This is a genomic window from Enterobacter sp. 148H3, from assembly GCF_034107425.1.
Lineage (GTDB): Bacteria > Pseudomonadota > Gammaproteobacteria > Enterobacterales > Enterobacteriaceae > Enterobacter > Enterobacter vonholyi.
The window spans coordinates 358,495-375,209 of record NZ_JAWNEI010000002.1; the positions used below are offsets into that span (position 1 = coordinate 358,495).

The 16,715-nt window shown below is 61.0% G+C and carries 16 protein-coding genes; 13 read left to right on the plus strand and 3 right to left on the minus strand.

The window, feature by feature from the left end:
* Nucleotide 1: 1 nt before the first annotated feature.
* The gene (gene hypA / locus USH94_RS03920; protein WP_047173498.1) at nt 2-352 is read right to left on the minus strand and encodes a hydrogenase maturation nickel metallochaperone HypA; all 351 of its coding nucleotides are present in this window, start codon (nt 350-352) and stop codon (nt 2-4) included.
* A 210-nt stretch (nt 353-562) separates the two neighbouring features.
* Here hypA and hycA point away from each other — a divergent pair, with 210 nt between their 5' ends.
* The 9 genes from hycA (at nt 563) to hycI (ending at nt 8,341) form a co-directional block, all read left to right on the plus strand.
* Nucleotides 563-1,027: a formate hydrogenlyase regulator HycA gene (hycA, locus tag USH94_RS03925; RefSeq protein ID WP_032653166.1), complete on the plus strand. Its 465-nt coding sequence runs from the start codon at nt 563-565 to the stop codon at nt 1,025-1,027.
* A gap of 70 nt (nt 1,028-1,097) precedes the next feature.
* The gene (locus USH94_RS03930) at nt 1,098-1,706 is read left to right on the plus strand and encodes a 4Fe-4S dicluster domain-containing protein (protein WP_111965477.1); all 609 of its coding nucleotides are present in this window, start codon (nt 1,098-1,100) and stop codon (nt 1,704-1,706) included.
* Nucleotides 1,703-3,517 (plus strand): formate hydrogenlyase subunit 3, encoded by a 1,815-nt coding sequence (gene hycC, locus USH94_RS03935; protein ID WP_111965478.1) that lies wholly within the window; start codon nt 1,703-1,705, stop codon nt 3,515-3,517. Before USH94_RS03930 ends, hycC begins: the two co-directional genes overlap by 4 nt.
* 1 nt (nt 3,518) lies before the next feature.
* Nucleotides 3,519-4,442: a respiratory chain complex I subunit 1 family protein gene (locus tag USH94_RS03940; RefSeq protein WP_111965479.1), complete on the plus strand. Its 924-nt coding sequence runs from the start codon at nt 3,519-3,521 to the stop codon at nt 4,440-4,442.
* 15 nt (nt 4,443-4,457) lie between these two features.
* On the plus strand, nt 4,458-6,167 hold the full coding sequence (gene hycE, locus USH94_RS03945; RefSeq protein WP_111965480.1) for a formate hydrogenlyase subunit HycE: 1,710 nt from the start codon (nt 4,458-4,460) through the stop codon (nt 6,165-6,167).
* Nucleotides 6,168-6,176: 9 nt separating this feature from the next.
* On the plus strand, nt 6,177-6,719 hold the full coding sequence (locus tag USH94_RS03950; RefSeq protein WP_111965481.1) for a formate hydrogenlyase complex iron-sulfur subunit: 543 nt from the start codon (nt 6,177-6,179) through the stop codon (nt 6,717-6,719).
* Complete coding sequence (locus USH94_RS03955; protein WP_111965482.1) at nt 6,719-7,486, plus strand: NADH-quinone oxidoreductase subunit B family protein; 768 nt, start codon at nt 6,719-6,721, stop codon at nt 7,484-7,486. Before USH94_RS03950 ends, USH94_RS03955 begins: the two co-directional genes overlap by 1 nt.
* Entirely contained in the window at nt 7,483-7,893 is a 411-nt protein-coding gene (locus USH94_RS03960) for a formate hydrogenlyase maturation HycH family protein (protein ID WP_111965483.1), read from the plus strand. Before USH94_RS03955 ends, USH94_RS03960 begins: the two co-directional genes overlap by 4 nt.
* A complete protein-coding gene (hycI, locus tag USH94_RS03965) occupies nt 7,886-8,341 on the plus strand; it encodes a hydrogenase maturation peptidase HycI (RefSeq protein ID WP_111965484.1) in 456 nt (151 codons plus the stop codon). Before USH94_RS03960 ends, hycI begins: the two co-directional genes overlap by 8 nt.
* An 81-nt stretch (nt 8,342-8,422) precedes the next feature.
* On the opposite strand, the gene USH94_RS03970 is transcribed toward hycI, so the two are convergent.
* A complete protein-coding gene (locus USH94_RS03970; RefSeq protein ID WP_023618131.1) occupies nt 8,423-9,847 on the minus strand; it encodes a 6-phospho-beta-glucosidase in 1,425 nt (474 codons plus the stop codon).
* A gap of 18 nt (nt 9,848-9,865) precedes the next feature.
* Nucleotides 9,866-11,317, minus strand: a complete 1,452-nt coding sequence (gene ascF / locus USH94_RS03975) for a PTS cellobiose/arbutin/salicin transporter subunit IIBC (RefSeq protein WP_111965485.1) — start codon at nt 11,315-11,317, stop codon at nt 9,866-9,868.
* Nucleotides 11,318-11,531: 214 nt separating this feature from the next.
* Between ascF and USH94_RS03980 the strand changes: the two genes are divergently transcribed.
* The 4 genes from USH94_RS03980 (at nt 11,532) to USH94_RS03995 (ending at nt 16,471) form a co-directional block, all read left to right on the plus strand.
* The gene (locus USH94_RS03980) at nt 11,532-12,545 is read left to right on the plus strand and encodes a LacI family DNA-binding transcriptional regulator (RefSeq protein WP_111965486.1); all 1,014 of its coding nucleotides are present in this window, start codon (nt 11,532-11,534) and stop codon (nt 12,543-12,545) included.
* Between the two features lie 134 nt (nt 12,546-12,679).
* Nucleotides 12,680-13,225 (plus strand): electron transport protein HydN, encoded by a 546-nt coding sequence (hydN, locus tag USH94_RS03985; RefSeq protein WP_023308960.1) that lies wholly within the window; start codon nt 12,680-12,682, stop codon nt 13,223-13,225.
* 5 nt (nt 13,226-13,230) lie between these two features.
* The gene (hypF, locus tag USH94_RS03990) at nt 13,231-15,471 is read left to right on the plus strand and encodes a carbamoyltransferase HypF (protein ID WP_111965487.1); all 2,241 of its coding nucleotides are present in this window, start codon (nt 13,231-13,233) and stop codon (nt 15,469-15,471) included.
* Nucleotides 15,449-16,471, plus strand: coding sequence for a HoxN/HupN/NixA family nickel/cobalt transporter (locus USH94_RS03995; RefSeq protein WP_111965488.1), 1,023 nt, complete (start codon nt 15,449-15,451; stop codon nt 16,469-16,471). The genes hypF and USH94_RS03995 overlap by 23 nt, the downstream gene beginning before the upstream one ends.
* Nucleotides 16,472-16,715: the final 244 nt, after the last annotated feature.

The following is a 16,715-nucleotide window of genomic DNA, read 5'->3' on the forward strand; positions in this document are numbered from 1 at the left end:
TTTACTCCTTCTCGATTTCGAGGCGTTGGATCTGCATGCCGTCATCCGCCACGATGCGCAGACCGGTGCTCTGACACTGCGGGCAGCGCTGTACCTTTGATGACACCAGGGTGACGTACTGCTGGCACTGCTCGCACCAGCACTCCGCCTGCTGTTCTTCAATATGCAGTTCGCAGCCTTCCGCCAGCGTGCCGCGGCAGACCAGCTCAAAACAGAAGGTCAGGGCGCTGGTCTCGACGCAGGAAAATGCTCCGACCTTCAGCCAGACGCCGGTGACGCGTTTCGCGTGGTTTTGCACTGCCTGCTGTTCGATAAGTTCAAGAGCCCGCTGGCAGAGGGTGATTTCGTGCATGACGCCTCCTCAATGAATTGCCCCGGTAATGCAATAACGGTGCCAGCTCGATTTTTGTCAGGGCGTGACGATGTCAACGCTGTCGAAATGACACGTCGACACCGCGATGTTGACAGCGATTCGTAAGATAAACGTATTGAAAATCATAAAGATAAAAACTGGCATGGAATCTGCTTAACAGCCGCTATCTCCATTAACCGGATACCTTCTATGACTATTTGGGAAATCAGCGAAAAAGCGGATTACATCGCGCAGCGTCATCAACAGTTACAGGACCAGTGGCACCTTTACTGCAACTCTCTGGTTCAGGGCATTACCTTGTCGAAAGCGCGTCTTCACCACGCGATGAGCTGCGCGGCGCAGGGCGACATGCGCTTCGTCCTGTTCGGCCATTTCACCATCAACGTTACCCTGGCGGACAACTTCAACAGCCACACCATTGAGTACTACCTCGAGACAAAAGACGGCGAAAAACAGTGTATTGCGAAGGCGCAGCTGATGGCGGATGGCATGGTGGACGGCCACGTCAGCAACCGCGATCGCCAGCAGGTGCTGGAACACTATCTGGAAAAAATCGCGCCGGTTTATAACGGCCTGTACGCCGCCGTTGAGCACGATCTTCCTGTCAACCTGAAGCAGCTGATGGACGGAAATGCCTCAGCGAACGTGGCCTGACCCATGCGTGTCGAGAAGTGTCGACAAGACAGCTTTTCGACAAAAATGACTATCACCAGAGGATAACCCGGTGAACCGTTTTGTAATTGCTGACTCGACGGTCTGCATTGGCTGTCGAACCTGTGAGGCGGCGTGTTCGGAAACGCATCGCCTGCATGGGCTGCAGTCCATGCCGCGCCTGCACGTCATGCGCAATGAAAAAGAGTCTGCCCCGCAGCTCTGCCATCACTGTGAGGATGCCCCGTGCGCGGGTGTCTGTCCTGTAAATGCCATCACCCGCGTGGATGGCGCTGTCCAGCTGAACGAAAGCCTGTGCGTAAGCTGCAAGCTGTGCGGCATTGCCTGCCCGTTCGGCGCGATTGAGTTTTCCGGCAGCCGACCGCTGCATATCCCGGCGAATGCCAACTCGCCAAAAGCCCCGCCCGCGCCGCCGGCGCCTGCGCGCGTAAGCTCGCTTTTGGACTGGGTGCCCGGCATCCGTGCCGTTGCGGTGAAATGCGACCTGTGCAGCTTCGATGAGCAGGGCCCGGCCTGCGTGCGCACCTGCCCGACTAAAGCGTTGATTCTGGTTAACATTCGCGACATCGCCCGTACCAGCAAGCGCAAACGCGAGCTGACCATCAACAGTGATTTTGGCGACCTTTCTCTGCTACAGGCGCTTAACGAGGGGGTGAAATGAACGCGGTGATGATGATTACCAGCGCGGTAGCCTGTTTTGCGGCCGCCGCCGTTCTGGCGCCGATCTTCTCATTCCATAAAACCCTGAGCGGCGCGATCGCCGGGCTCGGCGGGGCGGTCGCTAGCCTGATGACGCTGGCGGCAGGCGGCGTTGTTCTGCTCGGCGGCCAGTCGGCAGAGACCGTGATGCCGCTGATTCGCCACACGGTTGAGATCACTCCCCTGAACGCCATCTGGCTGGTGACGTTTGGCCTGTGCGGGGTGTTTATCAGCCTGTTCAATATCGACTGGCACTGCCACCCGCACGCTAAAGCCAACGGCCTGCTGGTTAACCTGCTGATGGCGACGGCGATCTGCACCGTGACCGCCAGCAATCTCGGCGCGCTGGTGGTGATGGCGGAGATCATGGCGCTGTGCGGCGTGTTCCTGACAGGCTGCAGCGCCTCCGGCAAGCTGTGGTTTGTGCTGGGACGCCTCGGAACGCTGCTGCTGGCGCTGGCCTGCTGGCTGGTGTGGCAGCGCTTCGGCACGCTGGATTTCGCTGTGCTCAACGGGCATCCGCTGGGCAATGACGTCTGGCTGCTGGGCGTGCTCGGCTTTGGCCTGCTCGCCGGCATCATTCCGCTGCACGGCTGGGTGCCGCAGGCGCATGCGAATGCCTCCGCGCCCGCCGCCGCGCTGTTTTCTGTGGTGGTGATGAAGGTCGGTCTGTTCGGGATCCTGGCGATTACGCTGACCGGCGGCCAGCCGCCGCTGTGGTGGGGCGTTGTGCTGCTGGTCGCCGGCATGATTACGGCGTTCGTCGGCGGCCTGTACGCGCTGATGGAGCACAATATCCAGCGTCTTCTGGCGTACCACACGCTGGAGAATATCGGCATCATCCTGCTCGGCATTGGCGCGGGCGTGACCGGGCTGGCGCTCAACCAGCCGGCGCTGATTGCGGCCGGTTTTATCGGCGGTCTTTATCACCTCGTCAACCACAGTCTGTTTAAAAGTACGCTGTTTCTCGGCGCAGGAAGCGTCTGGTTCCGCACCGGCCATCGGGATATCGAAAAGCTCGGTGGGATTGGCAAAAAGATGCCGGTGATTTCACTGGCGATGCTGGTCGGGCTGATGGCGATGGCCGCGCTGCCGCCGCTGAACGGCTTTGCCGGGGAGTGGGTGATCTATCAGTCCTTCTTCGCCCTCGGTCAGAGCGATGCGTTTATCGCTCGTCTGCTGGGGCCGCTGCTGGCGGTCGGGCTGGCGATTACCGGGGCGCTGGCGGTGATGTGCATGGCGAAAGTCTACGGCGTGACCTTCCTCGGTGCGCCGCGCACCCGCGAAGCGGGAAACGCCTGCTGCGCACCGTTGTTGATGGGCGTGAGCGTGGTCGCGCTGGCGCTGTGCTGCATTGCGGGCGGCGTCGCTGCGCCGTGGCTGCTACCGCTGCTGGGCAACGCCATTCCGCTGCCGCTGACCGTGGCGAATACCACCGTCTCTCAGCCAATGATTGCGCTGCTGCTGATTGGCGCACCGCTGCTACCGCTCATCCTGATGATGTTCTTCAAACGCGACCGGCTCGCCTCCCGCTCGCGCGGTGCGGCGTGGGCCTGCGGCTACGAACACGAACAGTCGATGGTCATTACCGCCCACGGCTTCGCCATGCCGGTAAAAGAAAACTTTGCCGCCGTGCTGAAGCTGCGCCACTGGCTGAACCCGGTCGGCTGGGTACCCGGCTGGCAGAGCGCTGCCGCACCCGCGCTGTTCCGCCGTCTGGCGCTGATCGAACTGGCGGTGCTGGTGGTCATTGTGATTTCACGAGGAGCCTGACATGAGTCTATTACTGGCAATTCTTCAGGCGCTGGTGTTGTTCGCCGTGGCGCCGCTGCTGTCGGGCATCACGCGCGTGGCGCGCGCCCGGATGCACAACCGTCGCGGCCCTGGTGTGCTCCAGGAGTATCGCGATCTCTTCAAGCTGTTTTCTCGCCAGAGCGTGGCGCCGGATGCCGCAGGCTGGGTCTTCCGTCTGACGCCGTTTGTGATGGTGGGCGTGATGCTGACCATCGCCACCGCGCTGCCGGTGGTCACGGTGGGATCGCCGCTGCCGGCGCTCGGCGATCTGATCACGCTTATCTACCTCTTCGCTATCGCCCGCTTCTTCTTTGCCATCGCGGGCCTGGACACCGGGAGCCCGTTTACCGGCATCGGTGCCAGCCGCGAGGCGATGCTCGGCGTGCTGGTTGAGCCGATCCTGCTGCTGGGGCTGTGGGTTGCCGCGCAGGTTGCGGGCTCCACCCACATCAGCTTTATCACCCACGCCGTCTACCACTGGCCGGTTGCCCGCTCCATTCCGCTGGTGCTGGCGCTGTGCGCCTGCGCGTTCGCCACCTTTATCGAGATGGGCAAACTGCCGTTCGATCTGGCGGAAGCCGAGCAGGAACTGCAGGAAGGGCCGCTCACCGAGTACAGCGGCTACGGCTTTGCGGTGCTGAAGTGGGGCATTAGCCTCAAACAGCTGGTGGTGCTGCAAATGTTTGTCGGCGTCTTCTTCCCGTGGGGGCAGATGACGCACTTCTCCGCGGGCGGTCTGCTGCTGGCCGTCGTGGTTGCCGCCCTCAAGCTGCTGGTCGGCGTGCTGGTGATTGCCCTGTTCGAAAACAGCATGGCGCGTCTGCGTTTTTTGGAAACGTCCCGCATCACCTGGGCCGGGTTTGGTTTTGCATTTTTAGCGTTCGTCTCCTTGCTGGTGGCGTGATTAAAGAGAGTATTTATGTCTGAAGAAAAGAAAGGTCAGCAGTATCTCGCCGCATTGCATCAGGCTTTCCCCGGCGTGGTGCTGGAGGAGTCCTGGCAAACCAAAGACCAGATAACCGTCACCATTAAGGTGAACTATCTGCCGGAAGTGGTGGAGTTTCTCTACTACCAGCAGGGCGGCTGGCTGTCGGTGCTGTTCGGTAACGACGAGCGCCAGCTGTGCGGCAGTTACGCGGTGTACTACGTGATGTCGATGGAGCAGGGCGAGAAGTGCTGGATCACCGTGCGCGTCGAAGTCGACCCGGCTAAGCCAGAATACCCGTCCGTCACGCCCCGCGTGCCCGCGGCCGTCTGGGGCGAGCGCGAAGTGCGCGACATGTACGGTCTGGTGCCGGTCGGCCTGCCGGACGAGCGCCGCCTGGTGCTGCCTGACGACTGGCCGGACGAACTCTATCCGCTGCGTAAAGACAGCATGGACTACCGCCAGCGTCCGGCCCCAACTACCGACAGCGAAACTTACGAGTTCATCAACGAGCTGGGCAGCAAGAAGAACAACGTGGTGCCGATCGGCCCGCTGCACGTCACCTCCGACGAACCGGGCCACTTCCGCCTGTTCGTCGACGGCGAAAACATTATCGACGCCGACTACCGTCTGTTCTACGTCCACCGCGGGATGGAAAAGCTGGCGGAAACCCGCATGGGCTACAACGAAGTGACCTTCCTCTCTGACCGCGTGTGCGGCATCTGCGGCTTCGCCCACAGCACCGCCTACACTACCTCGGTGGAGAACGGCATGGGGATCGTGGTGCCGGAACGCGCGCAGATGATCCGCGCCATTCTGCTTGAGGTGGAGCGCCTGCACTCGCACCTGCTGAACCTCGGCCTGGCCTGTCACTTCGTCGGGTTTGATTCCGGGTTTATGCAGTTCTTCCGCGTGCGCGAAGCGTCGATGAAGATGGCGGAGATCCTCACCGGGGCGCGCAAAACGTACGGTCTGAACCTGATCGGCGGGATCCGTCGCGACCTGCTGAAAAACGACATGATCCAGACCCGCCAGCTGGCGCAGCAGATGCGCCGCGACGTGCAGGAGCTGGTGGATATGCTGCTCAGCACGCCAAACATCGAGCAGCGCACCGTCGGCGTCGGCCGTCTTGACCCGGAAATTGCCCGCGACTTCAGCAACGTCGGCCCGATGGTGCGCGCCAGCGGCCACGCCCGCGACACCCGTGCCGATCACCCGTTCGTCGGCTACGGCCTGCTGCCGATGACCGTGCACAGCGAGCAGGGCTGCGACGTCATCTCTCGCCTCAAGGTGCGCATCAACGAGGTGTTCACGGCACTGAACATGATCGACTACGGCCTTGATAACCTGCCTGGCGGCCCGCTGATGGTGGAGGGCTTCACCTACATTCCGAACCGCTTTGCCCTCGGCTTTGCCGAAGCGCCGCGCGGGGACGACATTCACTGGAGCATGACCGGCGACAACCAGAAGCTTTACCGCTGGCGCTGCCGTGCGGCCACCTACGCCAACTGGCCAACCCTGCGCTACATGCTGCGCGGCAACACGGTTTCCGATGCGCCGCTGATCATCGGCAGCCTCGACCCGTGCTACTCCTGCACCGACCGCATGACCGTGGTCGACGTGCGCAAGAAGAAAAGCCAGGTGGTGCCGTACAAAGAGCTTGAGCGCTACAGCATCGAGCGTAAGAACTCGCCGCTGAAATAAGGATTAGTCATGTTTACCTTTATCAAAAAAGCGATCAAAACCGGCACGCAAACCAGCAGCTATCCGCTGGAGCCGATGCCGGTGGATAAAAACTTTCGCGGCAAGCCGGAACACAACCCGCAGCAGTGCATCGGCTGCGCGGCCTGCGTCAACGCCTGTCCGTCGAATGCCCTGACGGTGGAAACGGATCTCAAAACCGGCGAGCTGGCCTGGCAGTTTAACCTCGGGCGCTGCATCTTCTGCGGCCGCTGCGAGGAGGTCTGCCCGACGGTCGCCATTCGCCTGTCGCAGGAATACGAGCTGGCGGTGTGGAAGAAAGAGGATTTTCTGCAGCAGTCGCGCTTTGAGCTGTGCAACTGCCGCGTCTGCAGACGTCCGTTCGCCGTGCAGAAAGAGATCGACTACGCCATCGCGCTGCTGCAGCACAATGGCGACGCCCGCGCGGAGCATCACCGCGAAAGCTTTGAAACCTGCCCGGCGTGCAAGCGTCAGAAGTGCCTGCTGCCGTCCGACCGCATTGATATCACCCGCCACATGAGAGAGGCCAGCTGATGGAAAACCTACTGGGCCCGCGCGACGCTAACGGCATTCCGGTGCCGATGACGGTGGACGAATCCATCGCCAGCATGAAGGCGTCGCTGCTGAAAAAAATCAAACGCTCGGCCTACGTCTACCGCGTGGACTGCGGCGGCTGCAACGGCTGCGAGATCGAGATCTTCGCTACGCTGTCGCCGCTGTTTGACGCCGAGCGCTTCGGCATCAAGGTGGTACCGTCCCCGCGTCATGCGGACATCCTGCTGTTCACCGGGGCCGTCACCCGCGCCATGCGCTCGCCCGCGCTGCGCGCCTGGCAGTCCGCGCCGGACCCGAAAATCTGCATCTCGTACGGCGCCTGCGGCAACAGCGGCGGCATCTTCCATGACCTTTACTGCGTCTGGGGCGGCACCGACAAAATCGTGCCGGTGGACGTCTACATTCCGGGCTGTCCGCCGACGCCCGCCGCCACGCTTTACGGCTTTGCCATGGCGCTCGGCCTGCTGGAGCAGAAAATCCACGCCCGCGAACCGGGCGAGCTGGACAACCAGCCTGCCGCCATTCTGCACCCGGACATGGTGCAACCGCTGCGGGTGAAGGTCGACCGCACGGCGCGCAGGCTGGCGGGCTATCGCTACGGGCGTCAGATTGCCGATGACTATCTGCGCCTGCTGAGCCAGGGCGACCATCAGGTGGCGCGCTGGCTGGAGGCGGAAAACGATCCGCGCCTCAATGAGATCGTGGCGAACCTGAACAGCATCGTCGATGAGGCGCGAATCCTATGAGTGAAACGGTGGTGTTCAGCCAGCTGAGCCGTAAGTTTATTGATGAGAACGATGCCACGCCGGATGCGGCGCAGCAGGTGGTCTATTACAGCCTGGCGATTGGGCATCACCTCGGGGTGATTGACTGCCTGGAGGCGGCGCTGAGCTGCCCGTGGCCGGAATATCTGGCGTGGATCGCCACGCTGGAGGAGGGCAGCACGGCGCGGCGCAAGATGGAAGGCGTGCCGAAGTACGGCGAGATCGTGATCGATGTGAACCACATTGCGATGCTCGCCAACGCCTTTGACGCGGCGCTCGGCAGGCAAACCCCGGCGCAGCAGGCGTGGAGCAAAACGCTGCTCGGCATGCTGCATGATATTCATCAGGAGAGCGCCATCTACCTGATGGTGAGGAGATTACGTGACTGACGTTTTACTGTGTGTCGGCAACAGCATGATGGGCGACGACGGCGCGGGTCCGCTGCTCGCAGAGATGTGTGCCGCCAACCCGCAGGGCAGTTGGCTGGTGATTGACGGCGGCAGCGCGCCGGAAAACGACGTGGTCGCCATTCGCGAACTGCGTCCGGACAGGCTGTTAATCGTCGATGCCACCGATATGGGGCTCAACCCCGGCGAGATCCGCCTGATTGACCCGGACGACATCGCCGAGATGTTTATGATGACCACCCACAATATGCCGCTGAACTACCTTGTGGATCAGATCAAAGGTGACGTGGGCGAGGTGCTGTTTTTGGGCATTCAGCCGGATATTGTCGGGTTTTATTACCCGATGACGCCGCCGGTGAAAGAGGCGGTGGACGTGGTGTATTCACGGCTTGCCGGGTGGGTTGGGGATGGAGGTTTTTCTCAGCTCTGAGCAGCGCCCGGCGGCGCTACGCTTACCGGGCCTACGGTTTTGTAGGCCGGGTAAGGCGAAGCCGCCACCCGGCAAAACAGGCTACTCGAGATCCGCCCCGTTACTTGCAATCACCTTCTTATACCATCCGAACGATTTCTTGCGTTTCCGCTCCAGCGTGCCGTTCCCGGCGTCGTCGCGGTCGACGTACACAAACCCGTAGCGCTTGCTCATCTCGCCTGTTGAGGCCGAAACCAGGTCAATGCAGCCCCAGGTGGTGTAGCCCATCAGCGGCACGCCGTCCTCAATCGCGTCGCCCATCGCGCGGATGTGCTCGCGCAGATAGCTGATGCGGTAGTCGTCGTTAATCTCGCCGTTTTCATCAACGACATCTTTCGCCCCGAGGCCGTTTTCTACCAGGAACAGCGGCTTCTGGTAGCGGTCGTACATCATGTTCATGGTGATGCGCAGGCCGAGCGGGTCGATGCCCCAGCCCCATTCGCTCACCTGAATGTGCGGGTTGCGCAGGGATTTGACGATGTTCGCCGCATTGGTATTGTTCGCGTTCATGTCCGCCGACGCGCAGCGCGAGGCGTAATAGCTGAACGAGACAAAGTCGACGGTGTTTTTAAGCAGTTCGTCGTCGCCGGGATCTTTCACAATCACCACGCCTTTCTCGCGGAACACGCGGGCGGAGTAAGCCGGATAGCTGCCGCGCGCCTGCACGTCGATAAAGAACAGATTCTCGCGGTCTTTCTCCAGCGCCATCCACACGTCTTCCGGCTTGCAGGAGTACGGATAGAAATTCCCGCCCGCCAGCATGCAGCCGACCTGGTTTTCCGGGTTCACCTCGTGGGCAATTTTGGTCGCCAGCGCGCTCGCCACCAGCTCGTGGTGCGCGGCCTGGTATTTCACCTGGTCTTCGTTTTCGCCTTCCTCAAACACCAGTCCCGCCCCGGAGAACGGGCTGTGCAGCATGATGTTGATTTCGTTGAAGGTCAGCCAGTATTTCACCAGCCCGTTAAATTCCTCAAAGCAGGTGCGGGCGTAGCGGGCGAAGAAATCCACCATCTTGCGGTTGCGCCAGGATCCGTATTCCGTCACCAGGTGCATCGGCACGTCGAAGTGACAGAGCGTCACCAGCGGTTCGATGTTGTACTTTTTGCATTCTTCAAATACCGCCCGGTAGAAGGCAATGCCCTCTTTGTTCGGCAGCGGTTCGTCGCCGTTCGGATAGAGGCGGCTCCAGGCGATCGAGGTGCGGAACACCGTAAAGCCCATCTCCGCCATCAGGGCGATGTCCTCTTTATAGCGATGGTAAAAATCAATCGCCTCGTGGCTCGGGTAGAATTCGTCGTCACGCAGCGAAAAACGCTTTTCCTTACCGAGCTTCACCGCCAGGCGGTTCGCGCCGTGGGGGATCATATCGACCGTCGTCAGCCCTTTGCCGCCCTCACGGTAAGCACCTTCACTCTGGTTGGCGGCAAGCGCGCCGCCCCATAAAAATCCTTGTGGAAAAACAGACATTCTTACCTCGCTTTCAATTTATGCTTTTGCTGCGTTGTTCTGTACCGGTGCGGTCTGCAGGGCGCGCGCTTTTTCGGCGTCGTCTTCGACAGGAATATCCTCAAAGCCCAGTATCAGGGTCAGAACAAACGACAGCACCACTGCCAGACCCATCACGCCAAACACCCAGACGATGGTCATCGGGTTGGCCGGATCGAAGAACTGCACGCTGGTAAACAGCCCCGGAGCCGCCATCGAGTGGCTGGCAAGACCCGCGATACCGGCCACCGCGCCGCAGATAAAGCCGCTGATCAGGCTCGCAATCAGCGGACGTTTCAGACGCACCGCCACGCCGTACAGGGCCGGTTCAGAAATCCCCGCCATAATGGCGGAGGCTGCCGCCGCCAGCGCCGTCTGGCGCAGCTCCGGGTTTTTGGTTTTCCACGCCACCGCCAGCGAAGAGCCGCCGAGCGACAGGTTGGCGCCAATTTCCGACGGCATCACCATCCCTTCCTTGCCCGTCTCGGCAATGGTCTGAATGATGGTCGGCGTAAACACGCGATGCATCCCGGTCATCACCAGCAGCGGCCAGAGCGCGCCCATAATGGCGACGGAGAGCCAGCCCAGGTAGCCGTGAATGGTGTAGACCAGCGCGGAGATGGCGCTACCGATCCAGATCCCCAGCGGGCCAATCAGCACGATGGCGAGCGGGGCGGCAATCAGCACGATCAGCATCGGCTTGAGGAAGTTTTTCGTCACCGCCGGGGTAATACGATCCACCCAGCGTTCGATGTATGACAGGCACCAGGTCATGACCAGCGCCGGGATGACGGTGTAGGTGTATTTCACCGCCGTCACCGGGATAAAGGCGAACTCAACGTGCTCACCCTGCGCGGCTTTTGCCATCAGCTCGATAAAGCTCGGGTGCACCAGCACGCCCGCGATGGCGATGGCCAGCGACATGTTGGTTTTGAATTTCACCGCCGCCGAGGCTGCCACCATCAGCGGCAGGAAGAAGAACGCGCCGTCGCCGATGACGGTCAGAATAGTCAGCGTCGGCGCGCCTTTTGGCAGCACGCCGGTCATCTCAAGGATCATCGCCAGCAGCTTGACCATCGAGCCGCCGATGATCGCCGGGATCAGCGGGGACATGGTGCCGATCAGCGCGTCGAGGATCCCGGCGCCAATGCGGCGCAGCGTCAGTTTCTGCGGTCCTTCCGGCACTGCGGGCTGCAGTTCCGTGGGCAGCAGGCTTACTACTTCGCGGTACGCCTGTGACACCGTGTTGCCAATAATCACCTGGCACTGGTTGTCGTTGCGCACTACGCCAAGGACGCCGCTGATGCTTTTCAGGCGTGCGGCATCGGTGAGGGTTTCATCTTTCAGAACGAAACGCAGTCGCGTCATGCAGTGGGTGACGGCGACGATGTTCTCTTTACCGCCCAGCGCGCTGATGACGTCGTTCGCCAGCGCAGCGTAATTTTTGGCCATCGGATGTGATCCTATTATTGTTGTGAGAAATGTAGGAAACCGGTTCCACATAATCATCATGAGTTTCTATGAATGAAACAAGATCGGTTTTTGACCATTTTTTCGTTTCGTGATGCAGATCGCAATGGAGTATCGAAAGCGTGATTTCATCGCTGCGACAATTTTTTTGCAGTGCAGTACACTGCGCTCCATCAGATTCAGACGGAATAACAACATGACCACGATGCTGGAAGTGGCGAAGCGGGCAGGCGTTTCGAAAGCCACGGTATCCCGGGTGCTGTCGGGCAATGGCTACGTTAGCCAGGAAACCAAAGATCGGGTGTTTCAGGCCATTGAAGAAAGCGGCTATCGCCCGAATTTGCTGGCGCGAAACCTGGCGACCAAACGCACCCAGACGCTGGGCCTGGTGGTGACGAACACCCTTTATCACGGCGTCTATTTTAGCGAACTGCTGTTTCACGCCGCGCGCATGACGGAAGAAAAGGGGCGGCAGCTGATCCTCGCGGACGGCAAGCATAGCGCGGATGAAGAGCGCGAGGCGATCCAGTACCTGCTCGATATGCGCTGCGACGCGGTGATCATCTATCCGCGTTTTCTGAGCGTGGATGAAATGGATGAGATCGTCGAGAAGTGCGAGCAGCCCATTATGGTGCTCAACCGTCGCCTGCGGAAAAACAGCAGCCACAGCGTCTGGTCAGATCATAAAGCCTCCAGCCAGGACGCGGTGTCGAAGCTGATTGCGAAAGGGCACCGGGAGATCGCGTTTATCACCGGCTCGCTGGATTCTCCCACCGGGGTTGAGCGTCTCTCCGGCTACAAGGACGCGCTGGCGCAGCACGGTATTCCGCTGCGCGAGGGTCTGATTGCGCAGGGGAAGTGGAACCCCGCCAGCGGCGCGGCGGCGGTTGCCGAACTGCTTGCTCGCGGTGAACGCTTTACGGCGCTGGTGGCGAGTAATGACGACATGGCGATCGGCGCCATGAAGCTGCTGCACGACAGCGGCGTGGCCGCACCGGACGCGGTGTCGGTGATCGGTTTCGACGACGTGGCCATCGCGCCCTACATCGTGCCGTCGCTTTCCAGCGTGCGTATTCCGGTGACGGAGATGATTAAAGAAACCATCAGCCGCCTGATCTTCATGCTCGACGGCGGCGAGTTTAAGTATCAACAAACCTTCTCCGGCGAGCTTGTCCTGCGTGACTCTGTAATTGACGGCCCACACCGCTGATGTCGACAGCTGTCATCGTCATAAGTGACGATGACAGCACCGCTTTAATTTTTAAAATCAAATAAAATCAATAAGTTAATTATTGGCACGGTTTATGAATATCTCCGCGCATAACTGTAATGCTGGAGAAGCAGATGAACCGTTTTATTATGGCCGATGCCAGTAAGTGTATTGGTTGCCGTACCTGTGAAGTGGCGTGCGTGGTTTCCCATCAGGCGGAGCAGGACTGCGCGTCGCTTACCCCTGACACCTTCCTGCCGCGCATCCACGTCATCAAAGGCGTGAATATTTCCACCGCCGCCATCTGTCGCCAGTGCGAAGACGCACCGTGCGCGAACGTCTGCCCGAACGGGGCGATTAAACGCGAGAAAGGCTTTGTGCACGTGATGCAGGAGCGCTGCATTGGCTGCAAAACCTGCGTGGTCGCCTGCCCGTATGGCGCGATGGAGGTGGTGGTCCGTCCGGTGGTGCGCAACAGCGGTATGGGGCTGAGCGTGCGGGCGGAGAAAGCCGAAGCCAACAAGTGCGACCTGTGCTACCACCGCGACGCCGGTCCGGCCTGCATGGAAGCCTGCCCGACGCACGCGCTGGTCTGCGTGGATCGCGACAAGCTTGAGCAGATGAGCGCCGAAAAGCGCCGTCGCGCGGCGTTCGACACCTCGTCATCACTGCTGTTCTGAACCGTATGAGCAGCAACGGCGTTCAGCTGCGCGTGCGCGGCAAAGTGCAGGGCGTAGGGTTTCGTCCCTTCGTCTGGCAGCTGGCGCAGGCGCTTCAGTTGACCGGTGACGTCTGCAATGACGGAGAGGGCGTGCTGGTGCGCCTCGCGGGTAATGGGGGGGCCTTTACCGCGAGGCTGCATCAGGACTGCCCGCCGCTGGCACGCATTGACCACGTGGAAACGCAGCCGTTTACCTGGGCGCACGTGCCGGAGGACTTTACCATCCGCCACAGCGCGGGCGGGGCGATGGACACGCAGATCGTCCCCGACGCCGCGACCTGTCCGGCGTGCCTGGCTGAAATGCGCGACCCCGGCGAGCGCCGCTATCGCTATCCGTTCATCAACTGCACGCACTGCGGGCCGCGGTTTACCATTATCCGCGCGATGCCCTACGACCGCCCGGCCACGGCAATGGCACCGTTCCCGCTCTGTGTGCCGTGTGAAGCAGAGTACCGCAATCCTGCCGACCGCCGTTTTCACGCTCAGCCGGTCGCCTGCCCGGACTGCGGGCCCGCGCTTATGTGGCGTGCGGGCGACATAACTGCTGACCGTGAAGCTGCGCTGCGCGCGGCGGTGGCGATGCTGAAAAGCGGCGGTATTGTCTCCGTCAAAGGGCTGGGCGGCTTTCACCTCGTCTGCGATGCGCAAAACCCACAGGCGATAGTGAAATTGCGGTCACGCAAACAGCGCCCGTCGAAGCCGCTGGCGGTGATGATCCCGCATGCGGATGACCTGCCGGAGACGGTTCAGACGCTGCTGCGCACACCCGCCGCACCCATTGTGCTCACGCCAAAAGCCTGGCTGCCCGCGTTCCCGGAAGGTATCGCGCCCGGTCTGGATTCCGTGGGCATCATGCTTCCTGCGAACCCGCTGCAGCATCTTTTGATGATGGACTGCCAGCGCCCGCTGGTGATGACTTCAGGTAACCTCAGCGGCAGACCGCCAGCCATCACCAGCCGGCAGGCGCTGGAGGAGCTCAGCGGCATCGCGGACGGTTTCCTGCTGCATAACCGCGATATCCTGCAGCGGATGGACGACTCGGTGATGGATCGAGACGGGGCGATGCTGCGCCGGGCGCGCGGTTTTGTGCCCGATGCCATCACGTTGCCTGCGGGTTTCGAGAATATTCCCGCCATGCTATGCACCGGCGCGGAGATGAAAAACACCTTCTGCCTGGCGCGTGGGAACCAGGCGGTGTTGAGCCAGCATTTTGGCGATCTCGGTGACGAGGGTGTCGAAGCGCAGTGGCGCAGCGCGCTCTCGACGATGCAGGAAATTTACGGCTTTCAGCCGGAGCGCATTGTATGCGATGCCCATCCGGGGTACCGCGCGCGTCAGTGGGCGCAGGTACAGGGGCTGCCCGTTGAAACTGTCCTGCATCATCACGCCCACGCGGCGGCGTGCCTGGCGGAGAACGGCTGGCCACTCGACGGCGAAGACGCAATTGCCCTGACGCTGGACGGGATCGGCATGGGCGAGAACGGCGCGCTGTGGGGCGGGGAGTGCCTGCGGGTGAACTATCTCGCGTGCGAGCGTCTGGGCGGGCTGCCTGCCGTTGCGCTTCCGGGGGGCGATCTGGCGGCGCGGCAGCCGTGGCGCAATTTACTCGCCCACTGCCTGGCGTTTGTGCCTGACTGGCAGCAGTACCCTGAAACGCGTGCGGTACAGCGCCAGAACTGGCCGCTGCTGGCGACGGCGATCCGGCGTGGCATCAACGCGCCGCGAGCTTCTTCCTGTGGTCGCCTGTTTGACGCGGTTGCCTGTGCGCTCGGCATCGACACGCAGCGTTACGAAGGGGAAGCGGCCTGCCGGCTGGAAGCCCTGGCATCGCAGTGCACGGGTGTTGACCATCCGGTGACGCTGGAAGTGGATAACCTCGCGCAATTCTGGCTGCGGTGGCTGAGCTGGCAGGCGGAGCCCTGCGAGCGCGCGTGGGCATTTCACGACGCGCTGGCAAAAGGGCTGGCGCATCTTGCCGCGTTCCATGCCAGGCGCCTGTCGCTGTCGACAATCTGTCTCAGCGGCGGCGTGCTGCACAACCGTCTGCTGCGCGCGCGCCTGCGTCATTATCTTTCTGACTTTACGCTTCTTTTTCCTTCGCACCTGCCCGCAGGTGACGGAGCGATCTCCTTCGGGCAGGCGGCGATCGCCGCTGCCCGGTCATGTTTACAAAGGACTAAAAATGTTACGACTGTTACGCAATGAACCTCGCGCCGCGCTTCTGCTGCTGGCTCTGGTAATGGCAAACCTGCTGGCCTGGGGATGGGCATGGCAGACCTTTAGCGGCAGCACGGCGCTGATGGCCGCTAGCCTGCTGGCGTGGTGCTACGGGCTGCGTCACGCGGTGGACGCCGACCACATTGCCGCCATTGATACCGTGACGCGTAAGATGATGCAGCAGGGCAAACGTCCGTCCGGCGTGGGGGCGTGGTTCTCGCTGGGGCACTCCACCATCGTGGTGCTGGCCTCCATTGCTATTGTCGCCACCGCGACGGCGTTTCAGAAAAACATGGAATGGTTCCACGAAACCGGCAGCCTGATTGGCACCGCCGTTTCCGCCTCCTTCCTGCTGGCGATGGCGCTGGTGAACATGGTGATCCTGCGCGGAGTCTGGCGCAGTTTTCAGGCGCTGAAAAAAGGCCAGCCGGTGCAGGGCTACATCACGCTGCCTGCCCAGGGCGGCGTCATGAACTGGCTGTTTGGCAAAACCTTCCGCCTCGTCAATAAAAGCTGGCAGATGTATCTGGTGGGTTTCCTGTTCGGTCTCGGCTTTGACACGGCCACCGAGGTTGGCGTGCTGGGGATCTCTGCCGCCAGCGCCTCCAGCGGGATGTCGGTGTGGTCAATCATGATCTTCCCGGCACTCTTCGCCAGCGGCATGGCGCTGGTGGATACCCTCGATAATCTGCTGATGGTCGGCGCCTACGGCTGGGCCTTTAACAAGCCGCAGCGCAAGCTCTACTACAACATGACTATCACCAGCACCTCCGTGGTGGTGGCGCTGTTTATCGGCGGGCTGGAAGCGCTGGGTCTGCTGATGGACAAATTTGCCCTCAGCGGCGGCGTGTGGGATCTGATTGGCACGGTAAACGACAACCTGGGCAACGCCGGATTTGTGGTGGTCGGGCTGTTCGTTTCCTGCTGGCTGATCTCCATGGTCAACTACCGCTGGCGCGGCTACGACGCGCTGGTGGTGCGTTCCTGATCCGGCTCCTGCACAGCGTAACCTCCGCGACTTCCTCAATGGCTGGCGCAAAGCGGCATACCGATAAAAAATGCTGAAAATATAGGACTTTTGCGGAATAAAATATATTCCGCATTCTTCGCTTGTGTGAAATAGCGAGAAAGATAATTGAGTTATTTATAAAAATTCGCCATGATTTACCTCCGGCTGCTCATATCTTTTCAGGCTGGGGCGGGCGTCAATAATAAATCGAGATGATGTTTTT